This window comes from Vibrio nomapromontoriensis (assembly GCF_050337205.1).
GTDB classification, from domain to species: Bacteria; Pseudomonadota; Gammaproteobacteria; order Enterobacterales; family Vibrionaceae; genus Vibrio; species Vibrio nomapromontoriensis.
In genome coordinates this window covers 45,919-70,376 of the sequence record NZ_JAKJSS010000016.1, presented here as the reverse complement: position 1 = coordinate 70,376, position 24,458 = coordinate 45,919, and the positions used below count along the sequence as shown (strand labels likewise).

General features: G+C 43.3%; 19 protein-coding genes. 2 read left to right on the top strand and 17 right to left on the bottom strand.

Features of this window, described 5'->3' with window-relative positions; all coding sequences use genetic code 11:
• Nucleotides 1-32: 32 nt before the first annotated feature.
• From L4D05_RS19585 to L4D05_RS19530, 12 genes are all read right to left on the bottom strand, one after another.
• Nucleotides 33-1,286: a DEAD/DEAH box helicase gene (locus tag L4D05_RS19585; protein ID WP_428795009.1), complete on the bottom strand. Its 1,254-nt coding sequence runs from the start codon at nt 1,284-1,286 to the stop codon at nt 33-35.
• A gap of 140 nt (nt 1,287-1,426) precedes the next feature.
• Nucleotides 1,427-2,845 carry a DUF4832 domain-containing protein gene (locus L4D05_RS19580; RefSeq protein ID WP_428795008.1) on the bottom strand — a complete coding sequence of 473 codons (1,419 nt, stop codon included), beginning with the start codon at nt 2,843-2,845 and terminating at the stop codon, nt 1,427-1,429.
• Nucleotides 2,846-2,864: 19 nt separating this feature from the next.
• Nucleotides 2,865-3,293, bottom strand: coding sequence for a hypothetical protein (locus L4D05_RS19575; protein ID WP_428752543.1), 429 nt, complete (start codon nt 3,291-3,293; stop codon nt 2,865-2,867).
• A 1-nt stretch (nt 3,294) separates the two neighbouring features.
• The gene (locus L4D05_RS19570; RefSeq protein ID WP_428795007.1) at nt 3,295-4,392 is read right to left on the bottom strand and encodes a glycosyltransferase family 4 protein; all 1,098 of its coding nucleotides are present in this window, start codon (nt 4,390-4,392) and stop codon (nt 3,295-3,297) included.
• On the bottom strand, nt 4,389-5,600 hold the full coding sequence (locus L4D05_RS19565; RefSeq protein WP_428795058.1) for a glycosyltransferase family 4 protein: 1,212 nt from the start codon (nt 5,598-5,600) through the stop codon (nt 4,389-4,391). Before L4D05_RS19565 ends, L4D05_RS19570 begins: the two co-directional genes overlap by 4 nt.
• Nucleotides 5,600-6,595 (bottom strand): glycosyltransferase family 2 protein, encoded by a 996-nt coding sequence (locus L4D05_RS19560; RefSeq protein WP_428795006.1) that lies wholly within the window; start codon nt 6,593-6,595, stop codon nt 5,600-5,602. Before L4D05_RS19560 ends, L4D05_RS19565 begins: the two co-directional genes overlap by 1 nt.
• Complete coding sequence (locus L4D05_RS19555) at nt 6,592-7,968, bottom strand: capsular biosynthesis protein (RefSeq protein WP_428795005.1); 1,377 nt, start codon at nt 7,966-7,968, stop codon at nt 6,592-6,594. The genes L4D05_RS19560 and L4D05_RS19555 overlap by 4 nt, the downstream gene beginning before the upstream one ends.
• Nucleotides 7,965-9,176: a lipopolysaccharide biosynthesis protein gene (locus L4D05_RS19550; RefSeq protein WP_428795004.1), complete on the bottom strand. Its 1,212-nt coding sequence runs from the start codon at nt 9,174-9,176 to the stop codon at nt 7,965-7,967. Before L4D05_RS19550 ends, L4D05_RS19555 begins: the two co-directional genes overlap by 4 nt.
• Nucleotides 9,176-11,368, bottom strand: coding sequence for a GumC family protein (locus L4D05_RS19545; protein WP_428795003.1), 2,193 nt, complete (start codon nt 11,366-11,368; stop codon nt 9,176-9,178). The genes L4D05_RS19550 and L4D05_RS19545 overlap by 1 nt, the downstream gene beginning before the upstream one ends.
• A 13-nt stretch (nt 11,369-11,381) precedes the next feature.
• Nucleotides 11,382-11,945: a polysaccharide biosynthesis/export family protein gene (locus L4D05_RS19540; protein WP_428795057.1), complete on the bottom strand. Its 564-nt coding sequence runs from the start codon at nt 11,943-11,945 to the stop codon at nt 11,382-11,384.
• A gap of 68 nt (nt 11,946-12,013) precedes the next feature.
• Nucleotides 12,014-13,318: an outer membrane beta-barrel protein gene (locus L4D05_RS19535; protein WP_428752550.1), complete on the bottom strand. Its 1,305-nt coding sequence runs from the start codon at nt 13,316-13,318 to the stop codon at nt 12,014-12,016.
• Nucleotides 13,302-14,717 carry an undecaprenyl-phosphate glucose phosphotransferase gene (locus L4D05_RS19530; protein ID WP_428795002.1) on the bottom strand — a complete coding sequence of 472 codons (1,416 nt, stop codon included), beginning with the start codon at nt 14,715-14,717 and terminating at the stop codon, nt 13,302-13,304. Before L4D05_RS19530 ends, L4D05_RS19535 begins: the two co-directional genes overlap by 17 nt.
• Before the next feature lie 502 nt (nt 14,718-15,219).
• On the opposite strand from L4D05_RS19530, the gene L4D05_RS19525 reads away from it, so the two are divergent.
• Complete coding sequence (locus L4D05_RS19525) at nt 15,220-15,663, top strand: hypothetical protein (protein ID WP_428795001.1); 444 nt, start codon at nt 15,220-15,222, stop codon at nt 15,661-15,663.
• Nucleotides 15,664-15,673: 10 nt separating this feature from the next.
• Here L4D05_RS19525 and L4D05_RS19520 read toward each other — a convergent pair whose 3' ends face one another.
• Nucleotides 15,674-16,363, bottom strand: a complete 690-nt coding sequence (locus tag L4D05_RS19520) for a glutathione S-transferase (protein ID WP_428752553.1) — start codon at nt 16,361-16,363, stop codon at nt 15,674-15,676.
• Nucleotides 16,364-16,519: 156 nt separating this feature from the next.
• Here L4D05_RS19520 and L4D05_RS19515 point away from each other — a divergent pair, with 156 nt between their 5' ends.
• On the top strand, nt 16,520-18,331 hold the full coding sequence (locus tag L4D05_RS19515) for an ABC transporter ATP-binding protein/permease (RefSeq protein WP_428795000.1): 1,812 nt from the start codon (nt 16,520-16,522) through the stop codon (nt 18,329-18,331).
• Between the two features lie 196 nt (nt 18,332-18,527).
• On the opposite strand, the gene L4D05_RS19510 is transcribed toward L4D05_RS19515, so the two are convergent.
• From L4D05_RS19510 to L4D05_RS19495, 4 genes are all read right to left on the bottom strand, one after another.
• Nucleotides 18,528-20,771: a peptidase U32 family protein gene (locus L4D05_RS19510; RefSeq protein WP_428794999.1), complete on the bottom strand. Its 2,244-nt coding sequence runs from the start codon at nt 20,769-20,771 to the stop codon at nt 18,528-18,530.
• Between the two features lie 318 nt (nt 20,772-21,089).
• The gene (locus L4D05_RS19505; protein WP_428752556.1) at nt 21,090-22,220 is read right to left on the bottom strand and encodes a site-2 protease family protein; all 1,131 of its coding nucleotides are present in this window, start codon (nt 22,218-22,220) and stop codon (nt 21,090-21,092) included.
• A gap of 246 nt (nt 22,221-22,466) precedes the next feature.
• Nucleotides 22,467-23,186: a helix-turn-helix transcriptional regulator gene (locus L4D05_RS19500; RefSeq protein WP_428752557.1), complete on the bottom strand. Its 720-nt coding sequence runs from the start codon at nt 23,184-23,186 to the stop codon at nt 22,467-22,469.
• 82 nt (nt 23,187-23,268) lie between these two features.
• Entirely contained in the window at nt 23,269-24,096 is an 828-nt protein-coding gene (locus tag L4D05_RS19495) for an EAL domain-containing protein (protein WP_428752558.1), read from the bottom strand.
• Between the last annotated feature and the right edge of the window lie 362 nt (nt 24,097-24,458).

Sequence of the window (24,458 nt, the reverse complement as noted above, 5' to 3'; positions counted from 1 at the left end):
GACGTTTATTCAGCAGCCACCTATCTACCAAGCTAGCTACGCTTGTTCTTTTTTTTACCCGTTCCCGCAGGCTTTGCCATCGGCTTATTGAGTTGAAGGTATTCTTCTTTAAATTCTTCCTCTACTTCAAAGCCAGCGACTTCTTCCCGCTCAAGACGAATTTTGTTCTTTTTCTCAATAATTTTGAAGTGATGGTAGTCTTCGTAATCAATCAGTGACAATGCTAAACCCACTTCTCCAGCACGACCACTTCGACCAATACGGTGCATATAGTCAGCCGGGCTTCTTGGTAAATCAAAGTTGATTACCACCGGAAGCTTTTCAATATCGAGGCCACGAGCGGCAATATCAGTAGCAATGAGCACTTCCACTTCACCCGCTTTGAATGCTTCTAACACACGACTACGTGCGCCCTGCCCTTTATCACCATGGAAGACTTGCGCAGTAATGCCGCGCTTCGATAGTTTCTCAGCCAAGTGGTTACACGCATTCTTTGCATTAACAAAAATAAGCGCTTGTCGCCATTGATGCTGTTGGATTAGATGGGCAAGTACAGCCGTTTTTGCACCACGGTTAACCGTAAACACGCGTTGCACTAAAGTGCTCGCATCAGCGCTTTGTAATTGAATTTCTGATGGATTATTCAACAGATCTTGGGTTAACGCCTGTACTTGCTCTGGAAACGTAGCTGAAAACAATAACGTTTGTTTGTTCTTTGGCACTAATGCTAGTAACTTTGTCAGCTCTTCAGTGAATCCTAGGCTTAACATACGATCGGCTTCATCAAGTACTAGAGATTTTACCTGGTCTAGCTTAATCGCATTACTGGAAATCAAATCGAGTAATCGACCTGGGGTGGCGACTAAAATGTCGGTACCGCCTCGCAGAGCTAACATTTGCGTATTCACAGAGACACCGCCAAATACAGCAACGGTTTTGATCGCGCCATTAAAATGCACGGCGTAAGAACGAATCGCGTCAGCTACCTGCTTCGCAAGCTCGCGGGTCGGAACGAGAATCAACCCAGAGACGTAATTGCCTTTCGCGCTTTTAGTCATCAACGGCTTTTCTTCATGTAACCGCTGTAACAATGGCAAAGCAAACGTAGCCGTTTTCCCTGACCCTGTATTTGCTCCAGCAATCAGATCACGTCCAGCCAAAATACTCGGTATGGCTTGCGCCTGAATTGGCGTTGGCTGTTGATAGTCCATCTCTGAAAGTCGGGCTAATAACGGCGGTATAAGGCCAAGTTCATCAAAGTTGGCTGGTGTGGTGATAGTGCTCATTAATCTAAAAGGCTCAGGCTAAAATAATAGCCGGATATTTTAGTCTATTTCTGCCCTTTTCGGTTAGTTAAATCAGCAAAAAACACCATTATCGTTAAAACTCGGCGATAAGGTGGTGTATAGAGCAACACATGTTGGAGTTACTCTATAACAACAACGTCACTTAGGCGATACCATCCATCAGCCTGCTTACCCTTATTGGCCAAATTTAACGGCGCACTTTCACGACTTTCGCTGACGGCAACCTCAATATAATAGCGACCTTGTGTTAAGCCTTCTGGTAATACAGCCGTCAAGCTCGATTGATACGAACCAGGAAGCCAAGTCTGAGTGCTCGTATCATCACGACCAAGAAAAACAACATCGTTATCACTATTTACCAATCGAAAATAGGCATAGTAAGCTTGGTAAGTAGGAGTCACACCTTCATTGATGAACTGGGTTTCAAACGTAAACTCATGGCCTGCCTCTAAGCGCGACGGGTGGCGAAAGGTATCAACTCGAAAGCGATAACCAATTTTTAATAACGCGTCATCCAACAGATCACGATATTGCTCCGGAATAGGTTTCGATTTTAGATTAAGGCTGCTCACATGCTGACTGATCGCCCAATCCAGTGACGCCTTTACCTGTGCTCTCGTGTATTTTTGATCAGCCAACCATCCTTGCATATCACCACACACCTCAAAGCTCACGGGTGCACGCTGCCAAGCCGTGGAAAACAATGGTGTTTCCAATTCCGCCTGCTTGATGCGATAAGGATAATCATCTCTCATATGACTCCATGTTGTGGAGAAATTATGCCAATCACCCCAGCAATCTGCTCGCCAACCTGCGCCTTTTTTAACGGCGTAAGCAAGGGATTTACCACCATTTAGCAACATTAACTTTGCCGTCGTTGGAAAGGCATCAAAATGCATGTCTACGTATTTATTTAACAATTGAGTTGGGTATTTCTTTAATAGTGGCTCTAGCTCTGTAAAGTTGCTGTTGTGCCATTCACCCCAAGAACCCACCATCCCAATATCCATTTGAGCCAATTGCGGGTGACCATCGTAGCGCTGACCAAATGCGTTAAGTAACCTTTCGACATAAAATAAATACGTTGGATCATCAAGATCCGGCACGAACGTTTTATTACTGTCGACCCATTGGCCTGAAATGCCCTTATCAATAAGCCACTGAGGGATTTTACTTCCCGTAGACGGTTCATCAAGCGCCATAAACCTCAGCGCCACCTTACGTGCTATTCCAGTTTGCTCTGTCAGCAAAGCATCGATAAGAGGAAAGTTATATTCTCCCTCATTTGGCTCTAACTCAGTCCAGTAGTAGCGATAATAGCCCATGCCCGACGCTGGATATTGCGCTACCGTTAACACCGTTCTCCAGCCATCATGGAAAGCTTCAATACCTGTTCCTGGGTTTGTGATGGGAGTGTTCAACGCTTCTATGTAAGTGACTTCTTCCTCACCCTCTGCTGCGCGAACAAAAAACGCAGCAACAGAAAGTAATACCAATAGGTATGGAATCGACCGCTTAATCTGTCTACGGTTGTTCATCTATGCTCCAGTTAAACGTTCACAGTGATTGAAACCAATCCCATATTCCAAGAGAAAAATCTTCAAAAATATCAATACCCAAAGCAGACTTTAGCAAATACAACGCAAGCAATGCTAGCAACACTCCTGTCAGCAATAATGTCGTGACAAGAGCCGTTGTTGCGTAGACTAGCCATTTTGACTCGCCCTGTCGTGACGTGGCACGACGGTCGCGGCCACTTAACAACACCACATAATAACGCTTACCAAACCACGGAAAGGTTTTGCGAACATCTAGCGAATGTTTCGCAACAAGCCCTACACGATCCACTGCCTTCTCGATGGCTAACTTTTGCTCTTCGGTTAGGTCTTGTTGTGTATCGTGATCGAGAACATGATAAAACTGGGTAACCGCTCTACTTTTCTTCGGCTCTTCCATTGTGTCACTTTTCATTTGATGGCTACTCACATTACTTTCCCATCGCTTTACGGTAAACATCCGCCGTTTGTTTGGCGATTTTGTGCCAATCATATCGAGCAAGATACTGATGATAGTCTTGCTGTGGCAACGTACACCTTTGCTGTAATGCCTGCGCTAACATCGCGACGTCTTTTACTGGAAAATAACAGTCTGAATTGAGTTCGATCACGCGATTTGGTGCGATATCACTCACGACAACCGGTAAGGAATAAGACATCGCTTCTAATAGCGCAATGGGTAACCCTTCATGATAAGAAGGCATGACAAACAATCTTGCCTGAGAAAAAACGACTTGCAGCGCTTCACCCTTGAGAAAGCCTGTGAGTATCACACCAGGAGTCTTCTTGGCCGCTTGTTTTAGCGAATAGCTATAGTCACTTTCATGATCGGTATCGCCGACAAGGACGAGCGGCATATCTAGGCCTGATGCTTGGTAAGCATCAATAAGATCATGAAAACCTTTCTCTTCAACAAACCGCCCAACAGCGACGATATACCCTCGCTCGACAAGTTGATGACGCTCTAAAATGGTTGATATCGTCTCTTTTGAGTAACCAATCGCTGGATTGACACCATTATAAATGAGGTGTGCATCGTATCTTTGGTACTCGTGTTTAATTAAATCATTGATCACTTCTGATATTACAATCACTTCATTTGCGTACTTTACCGCAAATCGTTCTCCTAACTTGAGTACGGTCTTTGCCAGCTTCCCCCACTTCTCTCGCTGATAATCGGGCCCGTGGTGGGTGAATACCACTTTTTTGCCCATCAAACGCAATAGTGGTACCACCAGCCCAGGTCCAATTGCATGCACATGTACGACGTTGGAGCCATCCATTAACGTTGAAAATGCCGCTCGCGTCGAATGTACAATTGCTTCAAGTGACGTTTTTTTAGGTGCCCATAATGCCTTGGTTTTTACACCCTTATAACTGCTATTCTGATACGAAACGTAAGGGGAACGCGCGATAACTTCTACGTCAAAGCCTTGCTCAACAATAAGTGGGTAAAGGTGCTGACAATGCGTTTCTACACCGCCCAACACGTCTGGGATTCCACGAGTACCCAACACCGTTATTTTCATGCTCGTTCACCTAATAGACTCTGATATAAATCGACTAATTTTTGATGGTGTGAACTCAAAGAGTAATGAGACTCTAACCGCTGCCTTGCTTGCAAACCATATTGCTGCGTAAGCTCAGGTTGCGACGAAAATTCATCCATAACCGATGCAAGAGAGTGTGCATTGCCCGCCTCAAACAACCGCCCTTCTTTTCTATCTCGCACCTGCTCGGGGATTCCACCAATATTAGATCCAATGATGGGCTTGCCATAAGCCATCGCTTCTAACACAGACATAGAACAATTTTCATAGCACTCTGAAGGCACAATCACCGCACTGGCCTGTTTGATTAGCTGATGCAACGCCTCTCCTGTTTTAAAACCTAACCATTCGATATGACTACCCTTGTTTGCAAGAGTCTCACCGAGCGGCCCAGTCCCGGCAATTTTTAACGGGATTGCTTGATTTGAAAGTTCGAAAGCCTCCACCATCGTCGCGACGCCTTTCTCGTGGCTTAGCCGCCCTAAATACAAAAAGTAACGATGATCGGCCACATCATGCCTATCCACATTTTCATCAATACCATTCACAATGACGTCAATTCTATTGTCAGGCAGTTTACGACGAATGATATTGGCTAAAAACTGACTGGGTGACACAATGACATCCAATGATTGGTAATTCTGTGCCAATGATTGATACATGGCTTCAACAACCAATAACCCACTTTTAAATAGCGACCCTTGCTGACAACGATACTTCAACGCATTAAGCACACTTCCGTCTAAGCACGCCTCACAAGTATGCCCATTGCGATACATGGTGTAGCTCGGACAAGCAATTTTCGTATCGTGCGCCGTCAATACCGTTTTACACCCTGCGCGTTTCGCCACTTTAATGATGGACGGCGTGAGTTGATGGTAAATATTATGAAAATGAACAATATCCGGTTGCTCCTTTTCAATCAACTGAGCGAATTTTTTACACGCCTCTTGATTATGAACAAACCTGACCGCCGTCTTCAGGGCACCTAACTTGCTATCACTAGCGTGATAATCCACATTGTTGACAAAATAATCGCTATAGGAAGATGAGACGTTATTGTCATGAGCCATTGAAAAGTCTATGACGGAAAAACCCCATTCATTTAGCATGTCACGCTCTTGAAAGAAAACCGTTTCCGCCCCGCCTTTCAAGAAGAAAAATTTGTTCACCACCAAAATTTTCATCATGATTCTCGCTCTATTACTTTGTGCCTTGGAGGTTGGTTTGGGTCTTTATTAGGTAAAAACAAGCCATTAATTAACCCCGCAGCAAACACCGTCAAATTGACAATGCTTAACGCCGCATCTTTAGCCGAACGATTTTGAATAACTTTGATCACAAAGAAAATCGCCATCGGCAATAGACTGATAGCAAGCGTGCCGCTATTTCCAACTAACAATACTAAGATTAACCACGCAAGGTAGCAGGCAAAGATAAGCTCATTACGAACCACTCGCACTGCCTGTTGAAAGTGTGGTTGCCCAAAGGCACTCTTTAGCAATTCCCCAGAGGCAAACAAGTACCCTCTCTTCCAACGATAACGAAGCAATTCCAACGTTGGCATGTCGTAAGACGTATGATGAAAGAAAGGCGTGTCTAATCGCTGTAACTTATATCCTGCCTGTTGTAAGCGCATACCTAGCTCCGACTCCTCGTAAGCGTGCAAGGTGCGGTGCGTTAGATAACCAATGTCATTAATCGCGCTCGCTCGGTAAACGCCCCCTCCAGCTAAATGTCCGCAATCACCGATAGGGTAAATCTTGTGATGCCTCTGTTTCCGAGATTTGAATTCGTAACTATTTGCCTCATCCATTTCCACTGTGCCCGCGACCGCCGCATAAGTAGGTTCATTTTCTAAAAATGTAATAGCAGCATCGATAAAACCATCTTGTAGGCGCATATCACCATCAAGTAACAGCAAGTAGTCACCCGTTGCATGCAAATATCCAAGCTGATGGCCCACTCCGCAGCAACGGTCTTCTGGGTCAATCAACGTCACGACTTTGGCGTGATGTTCTAACGCTATTTTCTGCGTGCTATCGGTCGATAAGCTGTCTGCGACAATCACATCGTAGTCGTAGTTTTTGAGCTGTTCTTGAACACTTTGAATGGTCGCCGCAATACCCTGTTCTTCATTAAAGGTCTTAATAATGACGGTGATGCTGGGTAAAGAACTCATAGACGCTCTCCCGATTGATAGACAGACTTTCGAATAACAAGGCTTGCGCCAAGTGAAAAATAAAACAGAAATTGTAGCATTGGCACCAACATCAAAATTTGGCTATAAGGCAAGCTTAATAAGCCTGCAATGCTAAACGCGATAAAGGCCGGTTGCCATGATGCTAATTGTAAGTCTTGAGGTGATAATTGCTGGCGCCTTAGCATTTCTTTGGGCATTGAGGCCTTCAACGCCAGCAGTACTAGTGTTAAAAACAAAGCTAACCCCACGATACCAAATTCCCACAGCATCATGCTTAATGACGTAGAATCCAAAAGCACGTTAAACACTTGATTCAAAAACCCCGGAGCAACCGAGCTGCCATGGTTGGTTGCATTTAACCCATAACCAAATACCACACTAGACCAACCATAAAGCTGACTATTATCCAACCAAAAGAATAAGGTCGTCATCCGGCCTAATTCGCCCGTGGGCAAGACATAACTCGAATCATAAATGTACTCTAAAGAGTCCCAAAATACTTTGAGAGCGCTATGCTCTGGGTCGGTATCAAATGCGGTGGCGTACGATGCGGCGAGTACTGCAATCGCCACTAGAATCAGCAACACCATTGCGCTGACCATGAGTATGACTTTCTTTATATCATTCTGCCGGACACCATAGACATAACTAGGACAGAGCCAAACAAAAATCATCAATAGCGGTGATAGTAAAATCACAAACTTTACCTCGCCCAACACACACAACACAAAGGCAGCAATAATATGCAGCACCATATTAAGGCGGCTAATCACGCCATGCCGGAATTCAGAAAGCTTAAGTAACATAATCAGCAAGCAAAACAGACCGAGTGCAGCGGTGTTACCGCCTCCCATAGGGTCACCACCAAACGTACCCACCACGGAGTCCCATTTTTCAAACTCCCCTTTGAATGCGACGCGTTGCGGCACAACGATTAAGATTTGATACAGGATAACGGGGAATTGCAGATAAAAAATCCAATACAAGAAATGGACGGACCGATAAAGCTGAGATTCCCTTATAAAACCAAACAGTAAGCATAAAAAAACCAGTGACAGAGCCAACTCATTTTTCCAGCCCACAATCGTGACCGTCAGGCCATTTTGTAGGAATGTCGATACTAAAATTAGCGCATACATGCCAAGTAATAACACCGCTAAGATCTTTTCCATGTTATCCAAGCGACGGCCTTCGTAAGTGGTCTGCATCAGTAAAAGCAGCACCATTGCAAAAGCGGCGATAAACGGTAACCACAGTACCGCACCAACACCCGTTAAATATTGAACGAGCCCACACACAACAAGGGTGAGTAACGTATAGGCCTGCAAGAACATTCCATTATTTACTCTCACACCGCCTCCGTTGTTTCTCGCATTCGGGTTGCCGTTTTATTCACCTTAAGATAAATAAAGCCATAACGAATCGTAGATAACACGGCAAACGCCATCACTGAGTACGCGTAATCACTGACAACAAACGGCAGAGCAGCAAACGCCAGTAAAACCACTATCAGTTGCTCGATCTGAATTCGAAGAAAGTACTTTGGTGAGCCATAAACAAGCTCAAGTACCGTCAATGGACACACTGCTAGTGCCGTAAATAGATAAGGAAGCATATAACGAGAAGTTGGTACTGATGCGACCCACTCTTCACTAAAACCAAGCTGCATGACTAACGGATAAAAAACAAATACCCCTAGTGCTGCAATCACTCCAAACCCAAACAGCAATCGCCGTACCTTAATGAACTCCGCATAATTGAAATGATTTTGACGAAAATCGACTGACCAACTGGAAAAGATTGAGTTTCTAACCGCGTTACCGACAATGACAATAGGCGCTAAACAAAAGCGACTCACTACCGCGTAGTAGCCTGCCACTATTGGGCTGAACCAGACATTAATTAAGATAACGGGCAAATTATTGTTGACCATAGCAAGGACTTCGGCACTGCCTACTTTGGTAATATGATGCCTATGTAGTTTGTAAAAAGCGCTCAACGAAGCGGGCGAAAATTGACGACAAGTGAGAGTCCCTTTCGGGAGTGAGTAGCCAATAAATAACGCCATCGACAATAATAGGCTTGCCCCCCAACACCAGTAAAAGGTATTCAAGTCATTAGTCATATAAATAAGTAACAGAACTAACGTCGAGATCGCGGTACGCTGCAACGCCAGAGAAGTCATTTTTTCATCTCTAAGCAATAGATTTTCGGAGATCAGTACCCAGGCATGCGCAAGCGTTAGCATCAGCATTTGAATGACTGGGCGGTCAAAAAACCACGCTACGCCAAAAGAATACGGCAAAGAAAGAACAAAACTGAATAACAAGCAAAACGACGCATTTTGCCCCAACGCACTCAGTTGTTGCTTTGGCAACAACAACTGCGTCGCGAGTGTACAAACTTGCGCACCAATCAAGGCTATACTGTAGGTCAATGCGTATGAACCAACATCCGACATTCCGTACCAGTGCGATATAAGCCATATCGATCCTGCACCAATAAGTTGAGACAGAATTGATGAACTAGCAATCGTTGAGATGCTTTTTAGCAGGCTCACTAGGCCTCCTCAACCTTGAGTAGCTCGGTACTTCCTTGCTCTATATAACGTCTAGACTCCTCCCCAGCGACCAACTCATCGAGAGTCTGATTAAGGACACCAAAAACTGAACTCTTCGTATTCGAGGTTACTTTATCGAGTTGCAAGCGTAATTCGCTCGCGGAGTGTTGCTCTGCTTTTACCACTACAATAAGACTATCAAGATGGCGAAGTAACAACTGAGCATCCTTACTGTCATTTAATGGCGGCAAGTTAACAATAACCATCTCAAACTGCTGACAAAGTTGCGACAGTGATGCTTCGCATTCAGGGCGAGCAAAGAAACTCAATGGGGACTCTTCAAGTGCACCGGGAGGAAGGTAGGATAACCCCGCTGACAGCGGAATGATGACATCCTGAACCTCCAACGGGTTGGGAAGTTTAGATGGGCTAGCAGGCGAAGTGACATCTAACTGGCTACGCACAAGCTCACCAAAACCAATCGATTTGTCTTGCTCATTTTGATCACACATTTCAGCGATAAGATCGTGGCTAAACTCTGCTTGACCACGATAATCCAAATCTAGCAACAGGGTTGACTTCACTTCACTGGTCGCTGAGGCGAGCAAAAAGGCCATCAGGGTCGCACCTTCGCCATTATATGATGAAACCACGCCGACACATTGGCTATTAGGGTGTGACAAAGACAGTGCCGTACTCGCTCCGTTGGCGATTTCACGAGCATATTGGTGAGAAATAACTTGCTGACCTAACGCCCAGGTCGGCATAGCTTCATTGGTAAATTTTGGGAGGTCGATTAACGGCTTCAAGCCAAGCTTTGATTCTAGTTGAGCAAGTGTGGTAATGGTTTGTTTGGTGGCGGCACGGACAATCACCACCAATGCGCCAATAATCAAAGTCATGATTGCCACCATCACGACCAGTAAAGGCTTGTTCGGTTTCGCAGGGCGCTCACTCTCCACCGCCGGATCGTATAGCTCGGCATCTTGTTCACGATAACTGGTATTAAGCGTATGCTCTATCGTACGTAAGTAGAGCTGCTCATAGAGTGACTGTTTTTGATTAAGATCGGCCATCAGACCGTCATACTGCTCTTTCTTATCAGCCAACTCAAAAAAATCTTTTTTATGCAGTGCCAACAGCGCTTTATAGTGATTCTCTTTGATTAGGTCCGCTTGATATTTTTGCTGCAAACCTAGCTTTAGTTCATCAAGTAGCTGCAACGTTTGCTTCTGGATAACCTCAATTTCAGCGTTTGCTTCAAGCACTTTAATGTACTTTGGTCCATAGCGGCGGTTTAAATCAGACAGCTTTCTTTTCGCTTGTATTAAGGCAATTCTTAAGTCTTGAAGCTGAGGATGGGACGATATATCGGGCAATGATGTAAGATCTGCCGTATTCCCCTTCATATATTTATTCACGAGCTCGTAGTTGGCTTGGGACGCTAACCGTCGCTCTTTTGCATCAGCAAGCTTATTAGTAATAATCCCCAGCTCTTCTGTTTCAAACCCATCGACACCACGAAAAGTTAATAAACCTTCACGCTGTAAGAAAGCATCGATTTCTTTCTTTTGCTCGCCAATTTGTCCTTTGAGTAGATCAAGCTGTTGCTGATTCCAAATTTTCGCCTGCTGAGTTTTTGCTATCTTTTGATCAACCGTATAGTCAATAAATGCTTGCGCTACACCATTGGCAATTTCTGACGCTTGCTGGGCGTTCGCTGATTCATATGATACGTACACCAACTGGGTTAAACGAACCGAGGTGAAGGTTAAATGGCGTCGAAGTTCTTTTATCGCATTATTAATACGCTGCTCTTTTGGTAACGACCAGTCTCCATAGTCACCCTGTGTTGCGCCATTAAACGTCTCATTTTGTGCTAACGCCAAATCGCCGACGGCTTTTGCCAACACGACTCTAGATTGCATGAGGTTAAATTGAGTTTCATAATATTGGGAACGCGCAGAATCGTAGTCTTCAATTGGCTCGATAGGCGAAGCATTATCAGATTGCGCTTTGATTAATACCGTGGCGGTAGAAACATATTTCGACGTCATTGACCAAATCAAAGGCAGACTCAGCCCTGTCACTATGGCCGTTAACAGTACTGACTTTAATCCATGAGTTTTCAGCGCTGTCAAAAACGGCGCAAAGTTGACATTACTTTCTAGGCTCTTACCACGTTCTACCATTGATTCTCTCATCTTAGAAAAAGCTTTGCTCTACAATGACAACATCACCCGGATACACTGAGTCTGTCATGTCGACTTTCTTTATCAGGTCTTTTTGTCCCGACGGGCGAATATTGATATCCCCCCTATCCGCTCTGTCGGTGAAGCCACCAGCCATGGCAATCGCTTGTTCGACTGTGAGTTGTGGTTCGTATTCATAGCCATTCGGGTTTTCCACTTCTCCGAGAAGGAAAAACTTGCGAAATTGTTCCATCGTGACCGTCACCATTGGCGATCGTACAAATCCAGCTTTTAATCGAGTTTCAATATCGTGCTCAATTGAGTCTGTCGTTCGCCCTGAGAGTTGCACACGACCAATATAGGGGAAGTTAATCGCGCCACGTTTGCCTATTTTCAAAGACATGGACATCTCCTTCTCCCCGTAGACCCAAATTCGAATCATGTCTCCGGGCCCTAAAAGGTATTCTCTAACCTCAGCATTAGCTGGTGTCGTGTTGACCTGCTCGCTATGACTGACGGTCGTTACGGCGTCACTTGAAGCTTCAATGTTATTGGCTGTCGTGCTCTCTGCTGCCATTGCCGAGAAAGCTATGCTACTTATCAACACACAGCAGCCTGCGAGGCATCGCTTTATCTTCTTCATTTCTAAATTTGTACCTTCAGCGTCAATCCAATTGTGTTTTTGTCATAGCCAAGTTGGCGTATCACAGGACGTTGAGAGCCGTCTCCAATAAAAAATACGACTTCATCGTAATTCGAACGTTTATGAGCAAATTGATAATTCAATTCAAGCCTTATCGATGGCCGGAAATCATAACCCAAAGTGACCGATGCAATGTCCAAGTCATCTTTTCTATCGTTCTGTTGAATCTGATAATTATCCGCTTCCCTTCCATAGTCAAACGTAGTACTAAACCGCTCGGCCCACCAATGATGTTTCCACGACACACCCATTTTAGTATGAAGGATATACCCTCCTTCTTCCGTTGGGTCTTTCACTCTTCTCCAGCCATACAGTGACCATTCCGAATGTTTTACTGGTTTCCAATTTATGTTGGCATCCCAGTTTAAACCACTAAATGATTGCGCCTGACTGTTATTAGGAAAACGCTTGTACAACCAGGCTACATCAGCTTCTACCGTCAACTTTCCCGTTCGATGTGACTTCAGACCAATAAGGGCATAATGCTCATTTGAGTTTTTAGCTGGGTTCACATCGTATTTTCGTAAATTACTTATCAAGCTATATCGAAATCGTGTACGCGACGAATATTGGTCAAATAACTCTGCCGTTATGGTATTTTCTTGCCACTCTTGCTCTTTCACATAACGATAGAAGTCACTGTCTGTCGCTCGAATATCCTCTAACTTATCGAAAGTTAGGTCTTTAATCTGCCAAGCTAAATCTAGCTTACCTCGCCCCTCTGGCGCCCCATAGCTATAACGTATTTCACTATTTAAAAACTGGTTTTGTAGCGGTGTGGTCACGCCAAAAACACTCAATTGGGTCGGGCTGAGACCTTCGGTTAACTCAGTGCCCCTCTCTTGATGCCCCCAGTCTTGTTGAATAAACCATTCCAATCCATGCTTAAGGCCAAATCGCCAAGAAGATTGAAGCATTAAAAAATGATCGCTGTAGTCTTCGTCCGTTGCATTTTGGTAGCGAGCGTAATCGCCGGAGTAGACGAATACGTAACGATCTTCACCACGTTCACCAACCGCTCGCACATAAGGCGTCACCTTGGCATAATCTGAATCAATCGCGTTCGTCGGGTTAACTTGATAGGTCACATTAGAATCGTGACCGTATTCCACGCCAACCTGAGACTGAACATCAATACCCGCAACGCCAATATGTGACTTAGGCGTTAGCTCAGCGTAACAAGCGTTGCTGGTCAACCCCAGAAAAGCGGCAGCACCAATACTTAATAGGCTAGTACGCCTTTTCACTTACAAACCCTTTAAACACCGTCAGAAATACAATTTTTACATCCAGCCAGAGCGACCAATTTTGTAAATAAACAATGTCATATTGAACACGTTTACTCATTTTATCGACGGTTTCTGTTTCTCCCCGATAACCATTAATCTGAGCCCAACCAGTGATACCCGGCTTAATTTTATGTCTGATCATGTAGTTCGATACAATTTTACGATACTGTTCATTATGTGCCACTGCATGAGGTCTAGGGCCGACAATCGACATGGAACCTTGCAGTACATTGAAAAATTGCGGAAGCTCATCTAACGATGTACGACGAATAAAAGCACCAAACTTGGTCACCCTTGGATCCGATTGTGTGGCCTGCTTGAAGTCTTCTCCATTCTCCATCACATTCATCGAGCGAAATTTCCAAACCTTGATTTTTTTGCCCCCCAACCCGTAGCGATCTTGCTTAAACAAGATTGGGCCTTTGGAGCTTAGCTTTACTCCAATCGCCACGGCAGCAAGAATGGGAGCGATGAGTAGCAAAATGAGGGTAGCTAAGACAATGTCTTCAATACGCTTAATCGCCCCACCCATTCCATCAAATGGTGTACCGAAAATGCTTAATGTTTGTACATTACCAATAGACTTAAATTGGGAGGCGGAAAGGTTATAGCTGTATAAATCAGGCACCATAAAAGTATCGACGGTTGTGTCAGACAAAAGCGTTAAACAATCAATTATCCGCTCTTTTGCAACCATAGGGAGGGCGATATAAACTTCATCAACTTGGTTGTTTTGTGCCTTTTCAACCAGCATGTCGACTTTGCCTACGTAGCGAGATTTAATCATATACCCAAACCGCTCTTCCTTTCGGTCGTCATACAGCTCAATCTCAATATCCTGACGCCTATAAAAAGTCAGTAATTGTTTTTCAAGCGCGATCGCCGCTGGCGATAATCCAACAATCGCGATTCGCTTTACCTTTTTGTATTTTTTAAAGCACTGTCGATAGATCGCAAAAGCAATCACTCTAAATAACATGGTTGATAAAATAGCGCAGACAAACCAGATGTAATACAGACCATCACGAAAGTGGTTGATTCGGCTGCCCGCCAGATCCTCGACGTTATACTTAACGATTTCCATTGCTACCAATGTGAGTAAGGCTGTCGCGACAATGCGAACGATAGAAGACCCAAGACGGCGGCGTATGTGAACTCGGTATAAATGACAATACTCACCAAACAGCAAAAAGAATGTTGCGACAAAAAAAGCCGCAGCCACATCGATCGCGGTTTCATCAACAAACGCCGTATTGATAATAATCGCTAAAGATAAGTTTATTAATAAAAAGTCCGTAGCTTTAAATAGTGGCGCATAACCATCTTCTGCAATTTTCAGGGCTTGTTTTATGTTCATAGGCGAAAAAAGCTCTCTTGTTGCATATGCTGTCGGCGAAGTATAAGGGGTTTCCCCGCTGTACACTCGTAGGATTCGTAACTAAATGATTCTATAGAGTAAAGTTTAATACTTGGCCGCACCGTGTGGTTTCTTTGAGGTGATTCAGCTCATGAGCCTAACGCACTAGCCACCCAACCTAAAACCAAGCCTCTATAAAATTACATTCACTGCATGCTAACTATCTAAATTAGTATAAACCACATTTCCAGAAGGTATTGATTTAATGAATTAATTTTTGAAATACATCCGATCAGCGCACAATAACAGCACTAATTCGCAATCTTTGCTTACTAAAATGAAACATAATTTTTGTCAGAGTCCCCCTACTTTCTGCTGATTATCGGCCCATTTAAATAAATTAACTCCCACATCAATGCAACATCAACTGTTGCGTGCGCAACAATTGATGTGTATAGTCTACGTAAATCCACTATTCCTCACTAATCACTAAGGAAACGTTATGACATTCTCCGTATCCATTATCCACCGTATAGCTGCTATGACTGGCTTTAGCATTATTCTAACGTTTTTTCTTAGTACGCTATTCGTCGAATTATTTGCTTCAACCGCCGAGATCCTAGCGGTTAAAACGTTTATATTATACGCGGTTTGGCTACTCATTCCTGTTATGGCTATCACTGGTATCGCGGGCAATAAAATGGCACCAAATGTCACTTCTGGACCGATTGGAAATAAAAAAAGACGCATGCCATTTATTGCTATGAATGGTCTATTCGTCTTACTGCCTTGTGCGGTATATCTTCAGCACCTTGCACAGTTAGGGCAGTTTGATGTGATCTTTTATTGTGTACAAGCGGTCGAATTACTTGCCGGGTTCACCAACTTAACACTGATGACACTCAACATTCGTGATGGATTGAAGCTGAAGCGACAAAAGAAATAGCCAACCAGTGTTAATAAGAGGATTTAGTCTCATTGCCGAAATAAACATCATTCTGATTCTCCAACCACAACTCATGTTTTTCCATCACTTTTGAAAACATCCGGCTTTGCAAGTAATTGTCGAGCCAGCGACGTAAGTTAGGGTAAGGGCTTTGCAAATACCACTGTCGCTCGATACGAGCAAATTTTCGAATAAATGGCATAATGGCAATGTCCAATACGCTTTCAGACTCTGAAAATAAGAACGACTGTTTCGATAGTCGTTCTTCTAGTGTTGATAACACCGCTTCGCAAGCCTTACGACAAGCGTCTAAATTATCATCATGGTATCGTTTTGCGCAGCTGTAAGCTTCCAAGGCTGGCACAAATTCCGCTTCAAAATTGCTAATAAGATCGACCATTTCTGGTAAAGATTGAGGTTGCGTTGAGTCCAGTAAATCATCAGCATCGCTCTGTGCTAACGCCCATAGCATGATCTCTAAACTTTCTTCTAAGACAGTTGGCCCTAATACTAAAACAGGTACACTGCCTTTTGGCGAAGCCTCCAGCATATCGCGAGGCTTATTATTGAGTTTAATCGCTCGAATTAACACTCGTTGCTGAGCTCTATATATCGCAATTCGGGCTCGCATCGCATAAGGGCAATGCTGCAGCGAATACAATATAGGCAGTCCATCACTTTTTACATCCAGCCTGATCATATCTCGCATCCCATATTTATATTAAATCACATGAGTGTTACACAATACATGGTAGGGTTCAAAATCCACAGTACCGTGTCATCACTTAATTAGCGCTTGCTATTTAACGCCTTAACCCCAATAACTTATCTAACAGAGATAAAATAAAGGCGCGCTATGCAATCTCCTGAGGCATCCAGCAACATCGCTAATCTTGCCAAAGATTATACTCAGACGAAGAGCCAAAATCTGGGTATATTATTTGAGTTGATGGCATTTATCCGTCCCTATAAATGGAAGGTCATCGCGGCACTAATAGCATTAATCTTTACCGCCTCCTTAACACTTTCTGTCGGTCATGGCGTCCGCATCTTGATTGACGAAGGGTTCTCTCAACAATCGATACAAGACCTTGGACGTGCAATTCAATTTATTCTCATCGTAACCCTGCTCATTTCTATCGGCACATTTTTCCGGTTTTATTTGGTTTCGTCTGTTGGAGAACGAGTCAGTGCTGATATTCGGTTGGCGGTCTTCAATCATGTTATTACCCTGCATCCCAGTTACTTCGAAACCAACAGCAGTGGTGACATCATGTCACGAATCACAACCGATACCACCTTACTACAAAGTATCATCGGTTCATCATTTTCGATGGCGATGCGCAGTGCACTCATGTGTGTCGGTGCTATTGTTATGCTCTTTGCCACCAACATTAAATTGACGCTTATTGTCTTAGCCTCAGTCCCGTTTATTCTGATCCCGATTTTGTTATATGGTCGACGAGTTAGGGCTTTATCGCGTCAGAGCCAAGACTCTATGGCGGATGTGGGTAGCTATGCAGGTGAAGCCATTGAGCACATAAAGACGGTGCAAAGTTATAGTCATGAAACGCAAGAACGTGCTGCTTTTGCAAAAGAGGTGGAAAAGGCCTACGAGATTGGTCGCCAACGAGTCAAACAACGGGCAATTTTAATTTCTGGTGTAATAGTCATTGTCTTTAGTGCTATTGCTGGAATGCTTTGGGTGGGCGGAAGTGACGTCATTTATGGGACGATGTCGGCGGGTGATCTGGGCGCATTTGTTTTCTATGCCATCATGGTGGCCTCTTCACTTGCGACCATCTCCGAAGTATTAGGAGAACTGCAACGCGCCGCGGGTGCCACTGAAAGGCTAATTGAGATTTTACAAGTGGAAAGCCACATCATAGCGCCAGTAAACCACGTTCTAACGAGTCAGGTTCTGTCTTCTGATGTCCATTTTGATGACGTGACGTTCCACTACCCTTCTAGGCCCGACGAAGCTGCCACGCGCCATTTAACGCTGCATGCACAAGAAGGCAAAGTACTCGCATTAGTCGGTCCTTCTGGCGCTGGGAAAACGACCTTATTTGAACTATTGCAACGCTTTTACGACCCTCAATCGGGCTCAGTCATGTTGGGTGGCGTGGATGTTCGTGACTTTGATCCTATCGAACTACGTAAACAAATGGCGCTGGTTCCTCAGCAACCCGCGCTATTTAGTCACGATGTTTTCCACAATATACGTTATGGCAACCCAGACGCTACTGACGAGCAAGTGATTGAAGCCGCAAAAAAAGCCCATGCGCACGAGTTTATTATGAGCCTACCTGAGGGATATCATAGTTTTCTTGGAGAACGAGGAGTAAGGCTGTCTGGAGGGCAACGACAACGTATTGCCATCGCTCGCGCGATTTTAAAGGATCCAACTATACTGCTACTCGATGAAGCGACCAGCGCATTAGATAGTGAAAGCGAGTACCATGTACAGAAAGCCTTAGAAGCCTTGATGCGTGGAAGAACGACCATTATCATCGCCCATCGATTGTCGACGATACAGCATGCAGACAACATTGCGGTACTCGATCGCGGACAGTTAATTGATGTCGGTAATCATCAATCTTTGCTAAAAAGTTGCGAACTATATCAACGGCTCGTCGAGCTACAATTCAAACATTTAGAGCAATAAATCAAACATTTAGAGCAGTAATTACCACGCAAATTGGGCACAAAAAAACCACCGTTCAAGAGAGCTTAAACGGTGGTTTTAAAACGCTTACAACGCAAATCAACGCCGAAGCTAGAAGCTAGAAGCTAGAAGCTAGAAGCTAGAAGCTAGAAGCTAGAAGCTAGAAATAGTACCCGTCCTCTTCCTAGAACTACACTTATAACCCTTGAACATATTGGGCATTGGTACGCACTTCAACTAAACGATCTAACTGTTGTTGAGAGCCCTCAACACCCGCTAATAATCCTTCAAAGTGTTTGATCAATTCAACTTTATCTTGTTGCTCTTTTGAACCCGCGCCAATGTTAGTCAGATCGATAAAGAATTCGTCAAACAATCCAGACAAATCATTCACAATGTCGTAGTTTAAGAATTGCTCGTGATTGTAGATACTTGGATAACCGCCCTTCTGCTTATCAACAGCGAACGAGATACCTTTAACATTGGTAATCGTCGTTGCTTTCTCACATTTAAGCATACAACCCGCTTCTATCGCGGCTTTGTTACAACCCACAGTGCGTTGGAAGAAACACTGACGGCTCGTCATCATCAGAATTGGATGATAAATGCTGTAGAAAAGCTTAAAGTTTTCAGGGCGAGAAATATGACGAATCTGGCCATGATTGATTTCGTTAGAGATAAACGCACCCGCACAGTTCAACTCTTCTTTTAATGTAATAAGCGCGTGAGAGTTAGTGGTGTTCATAAATGGACCTGCCACCCATTCAATACCCATCTCATAGGCTTTATACGCGATACCCGTGTTGTTAGTCACAATACGCGCTGGTTTTACTTCTTCTAACACACGTACCGCTTCATCGTAATCTTTACCAATGAGTACTGCAGGGAACCAAGGGATTAATCTTGGGTTAGCAGCAAGAATATCAATGTATTTGTTGCAGCGCTTTTTAAAGCTTTCCGGCAATTTGAAGTAAATATCAGCCTCTGTCACATCACATAAATGCAGGTCTTTTTCATCTGCAATCAACATAGACAACGTCGGCTTATCGTTCACTTTGGCGAACTTTTCCAATGCTGGCACATCAACATGCTTAACGACGGCTACCGAGCCATTCAAAATAAAGTCAATCTCATCTTTCACAACCGACACTTCTCTAAACGGAATGGAAAGGTTCGCATCAACCGCAGAGAAATCATAAGATTCAATAGTATGAACGGCACTTTTTAGAGATTTAAAACGTTTTTGCAAGAATTCTTGGGTAATAGACTTCTCATCGGCAGCGGATAAAATCGATGTTGATGTAACCGTAAACGTGTCTGTATCCGAAGTCACCGTCACTGTTAATGGTTGACCCATTTTAGCGGTAAAAATCAACGTAACCGGTGTTTTACGAATGTCTAAGAACTCGATTTTTTCTCGCATTTCTTGGCCAAGTGCGTTCTTATCCGCATGAAGTTCACTGTTTACTTCTTGGATCTGAACAACCGATATCGCCCCTTTCTTCTCAGCTGCGTAGTTAGCGCTGTTATCACGAGGGTTATCGATAAACATGTCTTTCGTTAAATTGCCTTTTAAGAAAGAGTTAGTGAAGTCACGATTGAATACCTTGTGCAAGTTAGAGTCATCTTCAAGCAATAGCCCTTTCTCCACAAAACTATCAATCTGCTTGCGCCATGTATCAATAACCGTGTAAACGTAGTGCGCGCCTTTAATACGACCTTCAACTTTCAACGAATCGACTTTTGCATCAACCAATTCTGGTAAATCATAGTATGCCGAGTTGTCTTTCAAGTTAAGCGGGAACTTGTTACCTGCATTGGTAATTTCATACTCATCGCGACACGCTTGGCTACAACGACCACGGTTGCCTGAGTTACCCACACTCACGGAACTTGAATAGCACTGCCCAGAGAAAGCAATACACAACGCACCGTGTACAAACACTTCGGTTAATACATCATGATCATGAGCAACTTGCGTCAGCATTTTGATTTCAGGCAGATTTAACTCCCGAGACAGGTTGACGCGCGTTGCTCCAATCTTAGAAAGGAACTTGATTTGACCTTCATTGTGCGTAGTCAACTGAGTCGATGCATGGACATCTAACGTTGGGAAGTATTTCTTCACTAAGTCAAACAGACCTAAATCTTGAACGATAATGCCATCAACTTTCGTGTTCACTAATTGATTAAGCAGTTTAACAATGCTCTTAATTTCATACTCAAGCAGCACCACGTTAAGAGTAAGGAACACCTCACAGCCATATTCATGAGCAAGGCGAATGACACCATTTAACTCATCAAGAGATAAATTCGACGCTCGGTTACGAGCGTTAAAGGTGTCCAACCCACAATAGACGGCATTCGCGCCTGCAACAATTGCTGCTTTGATGGCTTCTACATCGCCGCCCGGTGCCAATAACTCAATTTTTCTGCTCATTAGAAAGTGCTCACTTGCTAGACTTGTATTTTTTTGAGGGCGTATTCTACCTAGATCACACTATTATTACCACTCGCGATACCCGCGATGTAAAAACTAATTTAAAACCATGTTAATAGCCCTAATATAAGCATGGACTAATCAGGTGGTTCTGTGTGATCGTACTCAATGAATAGCGTGTAAATCGATATGTATGACCCGTGACGCATTAGAAGAATAATGCTCTTGTGGCTCTATCTGTGAAATACAACAAATACAGCCACGATAAGAAAGCAGAATTGATTTCGGCGCTAGTTTAGAAAATGCAGCGCCCGTAGATTAGCTTTGTAGAATCAATAACGGCAGCCCAAGCATAGCGTCACCTGAGCTAGCAAGATACCAAATGATCCCCACTAAACTTGCCACGGTGACCACATACCAAATTGCAGAAACAATCTGACCAGAGCGATCAAGTGGCAATAGATGGCTAAAGTGACGAGCACGCCATTCAAAACCTATCTCTATACTACCAATCAGTAACATCAAACCCAAAAGAGTCAGGTTCAATGTATAGCTCAAATAAACCCCAAATGCCGCTCCCGCAATACACATCACCAATCCAACTAAAGAGTTCATGGAAAAGCTGATACTTTTTAAGATATGTCCGCCGTCGAGTGGCAAGATAGGCAGCAAATTAAACAAATTTAGCAGCGCATTAAACGCAGCAAGCCCTGCAAAAATGTCGGCCCCGGTAATCCAGTATGCGACCAAAGATAACAGCGACATAAACAAACCAAAGGTAGGCCCCATGATGGATATCACTACGTCTTGCCAGCGAGTATTAATTCTTTCGTCACTAAGCGCGAGCCCGCCCATAAACGGAATCAAATAGATCCCTTTGGTTTTCATACCAAAATACTTCATCGCTCGAATGTGCCCATACTCATGAAACACCAGACAGGCAATCAGCGCCAAAGCAAATTGTAAAGAAAACAGCCAAGAGTACGCCGCAACACTTGCCCCCATTAGCACCACTTTGATCACTTTGGCACTTTTAAGCAGCTTGAAGCCTAGCGAAGCCAAGCCAATTACACTCAGTTTGTTCTGTTTTTCAATGGGCGTAACAGGCGTCTGCTGTTCAATATCCTTTGTGTTTCTATCCCCTTCGGTCACTTGTTCATCATTAACAAACAATTGATAGCGAATAGTAAAAGGCTGCCAAGTTAGATCCGTAATAAGCCGAACTGTTATGCACTGTGCAGCAGCGACATCCACTGCAGTATCTGAAGCCGACACACCTTGCATAGGTTGCACAGAAAGTTCAAATTGGTGCTCTTTAACACCCTCATAATCCGTGGAAGCAGGAATGACCGAAACAACCTCCCCTCCCCAAAAGAGCTGCTGCCAACCCGCCATAGATCCTTCCAAGCGAAGTGATTTACCCAAGCAATCGATGTTTAATAGTTCCAATGTAGTCTCATTTAATCCAAATAATGAAAGACGGTGTTCGCCTTAAACGCTGGATATCAATATACAACGCCGCGTCGCGTTGTTCCATAAGAGGCTATAGTTCTAACCTATTTATAATGAAGATGGGTGGCATTCAATCACTACCTAGGGATCACAATAACTATCAACTCAATTAGTGTCGTTCGCGTTGAGCCATAAGGTGCTGGGTATCACCGTATCAGGGAGAGCCCCTACCTAACGAACATATTACAATGTTAACTCTGGGACCATCATTGACATTTCTTTGCTTTTCCTGATTTCACTGGGGCTAAATCCATAGTACTTTTTAAACACTCTGCTGTAATAATTAGGACAATCAAAACCGCTATTATAGGCACTTGTTTTGATTGACTTCCCTCCATAGAGTAACCTTATCGAGTGCTTTAGCCTTATAATATTAAGCAGCTGATTGAAAGTGATATTCTCTTTATAAAGAACACGATGCAGTTGTGTAAAAGTCATATTGGCTGATTGGCTCAACTCCTCTGCAGACCACTTCTTGGTAATATCCATACGCATAGCATTGGCAATTCGGTCTATTTCATGGGGAAAAGAGATAACATTAATAATTTCATTGTTTGATGCATTGCGAATATATTGAACCATAGCTAAAGAAAACAGTGCGTACAGTGAAGAGATATCACCGATCTTTGAGGAAATCAATTGAGCGGATTTGAAACTATCGATAATATTTAAGTTATCATTCGATTTATCATCTCTAATGCCAGCAATGTCAAAGCCATTAATAAGTGGTCTAAACTGGCTCTCCTCAATAGAGAACCGATTAATATTGATCGTGCATTCCTTCTCAACAGCACTCAACGAAATGCCAACATTCGTATATGCTGGAATAAAAAACACTTTTGACCCACTGCTTTCATGCATCCTGCCATTAATACATATAAAGCCTTTCGCATTCTCAACCATGACCAAATTATGCTTAGTCACCAAGTTAGATGAGGTTAATGTTTCGCTCTGAAACCGAATTGTACGAAATAACCCCTTGAAGTTATTCAATGGCTAAACTCACAGCCAATGACATAGGTTGACGCTGCTTTTTTACCCCACTATTAGCCAGAGAAGGACGATGACTTTTATCTTCTAACAGTGGGATCAAATTATCAATATTCGTTGGGTAATAATAGTAATAACCTTGCATATACACATGCTCCGTTAAGTGCATCTTCCTTTGACTTGCAGTTTCCACCCCTTCAATAATAAGCCTAGGCGCATACAAGCTTAATAGTTCAGCCAACATTTTAATTATTTCATCGTTATCATGATATAGCAGATAAGATTTATCGAGCTTAATTACATCCCAAGTAAAATACTGCAAAGCGTGGGTCTTACTTCTGTCCTTGTGACAGTAGTCATCTAACCAAAACTCTACACCATGGCTTCTAAGTTTCTTAATGTTCTTCGCTAATCCATGATGGTCTAATGATAGCTGCGTACACGTAATTTCAATCGCAATTGAAAAGTCTAAAATAGCAAGAAGATTATTGACGAAATGATCGTTATTCAAGCACGACAGCGGTAAGTTAAATGACATCAACATATCGTATTTCTTTATATATTGACGATAGTAATCGAGCTGAGCAAACATAAGTTTCTGAAGAAACTGGTCATTAATTTGAGCAAAAAAGTCCTCACCACTAATTTGTTCACCACTACAGTCCGTAACTTGTGTGAGAACCTCATAAGCATATACTGTAGCACTGACTGGATGTACTATTGGCTGGACCTTAAACTCAAACTCGGCAAATACTGCACAATCAACCGTTGAATATGCCAAAAATCGACTACTAGAACCTGCTTGTTGAATGGCGACTGACATACCACTATTTCCTTAAATTTCCATTGATATTGGAGAAGTAACTCCTAACGAATTTCGATGATAACGAGAAGTCGCTCATAACTTAATGAAAAAAATTCGTTGAACATAAAATAGTGCTTTATTGAAAGAAGATCCCAATTTCGTCAAAATTGTGACGCAAATGGTACGGCTACCCATTAACCCACTTAAAAATTATCATTTTCAGCATGAAAAATAGCGCTACAGGCTAAGCATCAATGAGTATTTAGTATAAAAGAGAGTCGGTTTCAATTGATACAAAGTAGAGTTATTACTTTATTGATAGAGTTGATTTTAATATACATGAAAATGTGGGTTCATAATCGACAAAACTATTTGTGTTG

Coding starts and splice junctions, on each gene's coding strand:
- L4D05_RS19585 (WP_428795009.1), bottom strand. CDS start 1,286: ATGAGCACTATCACCACACCAGCCAACTTTGATGAACTTGGCCTTATA.
- L4D05_RS19580 (WP_428795008.1), bottom strand. CDS start 2,845: ATGAACAACCGTAGACAGATTAAGCGGTCGATTCCATACCTATTGGTA.
- L4D05_RS19570 (WP_428795007.1), bottom strand. CDS start 4,392: ATGAAAATAACGGTGTTGGGTACTCGTGGAATCCCAGACGTGTTGGGC.
- L4D05_RS19565 (WP_428795058.1), bottom strand. CDS start 5,600: ATGAAAATTTTGGTGGTGAACAAATTTTTCTTCTTGAAAGGCGGGGCG.
- L4D05_RS19560 (WP_428795006.1), bottom strand. CDS start 6,595: ATGAGTTCTTTACCCAGCATCACCGTCATTATTAAGACCTTTAATGAA.
- L4D05_RS19545 (WP_428795003.1), bottom strand. CDS start 11,368: ATGGTAGAACGTGGTAAGAGCCTAGAAAGTAATGTCAACTTTGCGCCG.
- L4D05_RS19540 (WP_428795057.1), bottom strand. CDS start 11,945: ATGGCAGCAGAGAGCACGACAGCCAATAACATTGAAGCTTCAAGTGAC.
- L4D05_RS19530 (WP_428795002.1), bottom strand. CDS start 14,717: ATGAACATAAAACAAGCCCTGAAAATTGCAGAAGATGGTTATGCGCCA.
- L4D05_RS19525 (WP_428795001.1), top strand. CDS start 15,220: ATGACATTCTCCGTATCCATTATCCACCGTATAGCTGCTATGACTGGC.
- L4D05_RS19520 (WP_428752553.1), bottom strand. CDS start 16,363: ATGATCAGGCTGGATGTAAAAAGTGATGGACTGCCTATATTGTATTCG.
- L4D05_RS19515 (WP_428795000.1), top strand. CDS start 16,520: ATGCAATCTCCTGAGGCATCCAGCAACATCGCTAATCTTGCCAAAGAT.
- L4D05_RS19510 (WP_428794999.1), bottom strand. CDS start 20,771: ATGAGCAGAAAAATTGAGTTATTGGCACCGGGCGGCGATGTAGAAGCC.
- L4D05_RS19500 (WP_428752557.1), bottom strand. CDS start 23,186: ATGGTTGAGAATGCGAAAGGCTTTATATGTATTAATGGCAGGATGCAT.
- L4D05_RS19495 (WP_428752558.1), bottom strand. CDS start 24,096: ATGTCAGTCGCCATTCAACAAGCAGGTTCTAGTAGTCGATTTTTGGCA.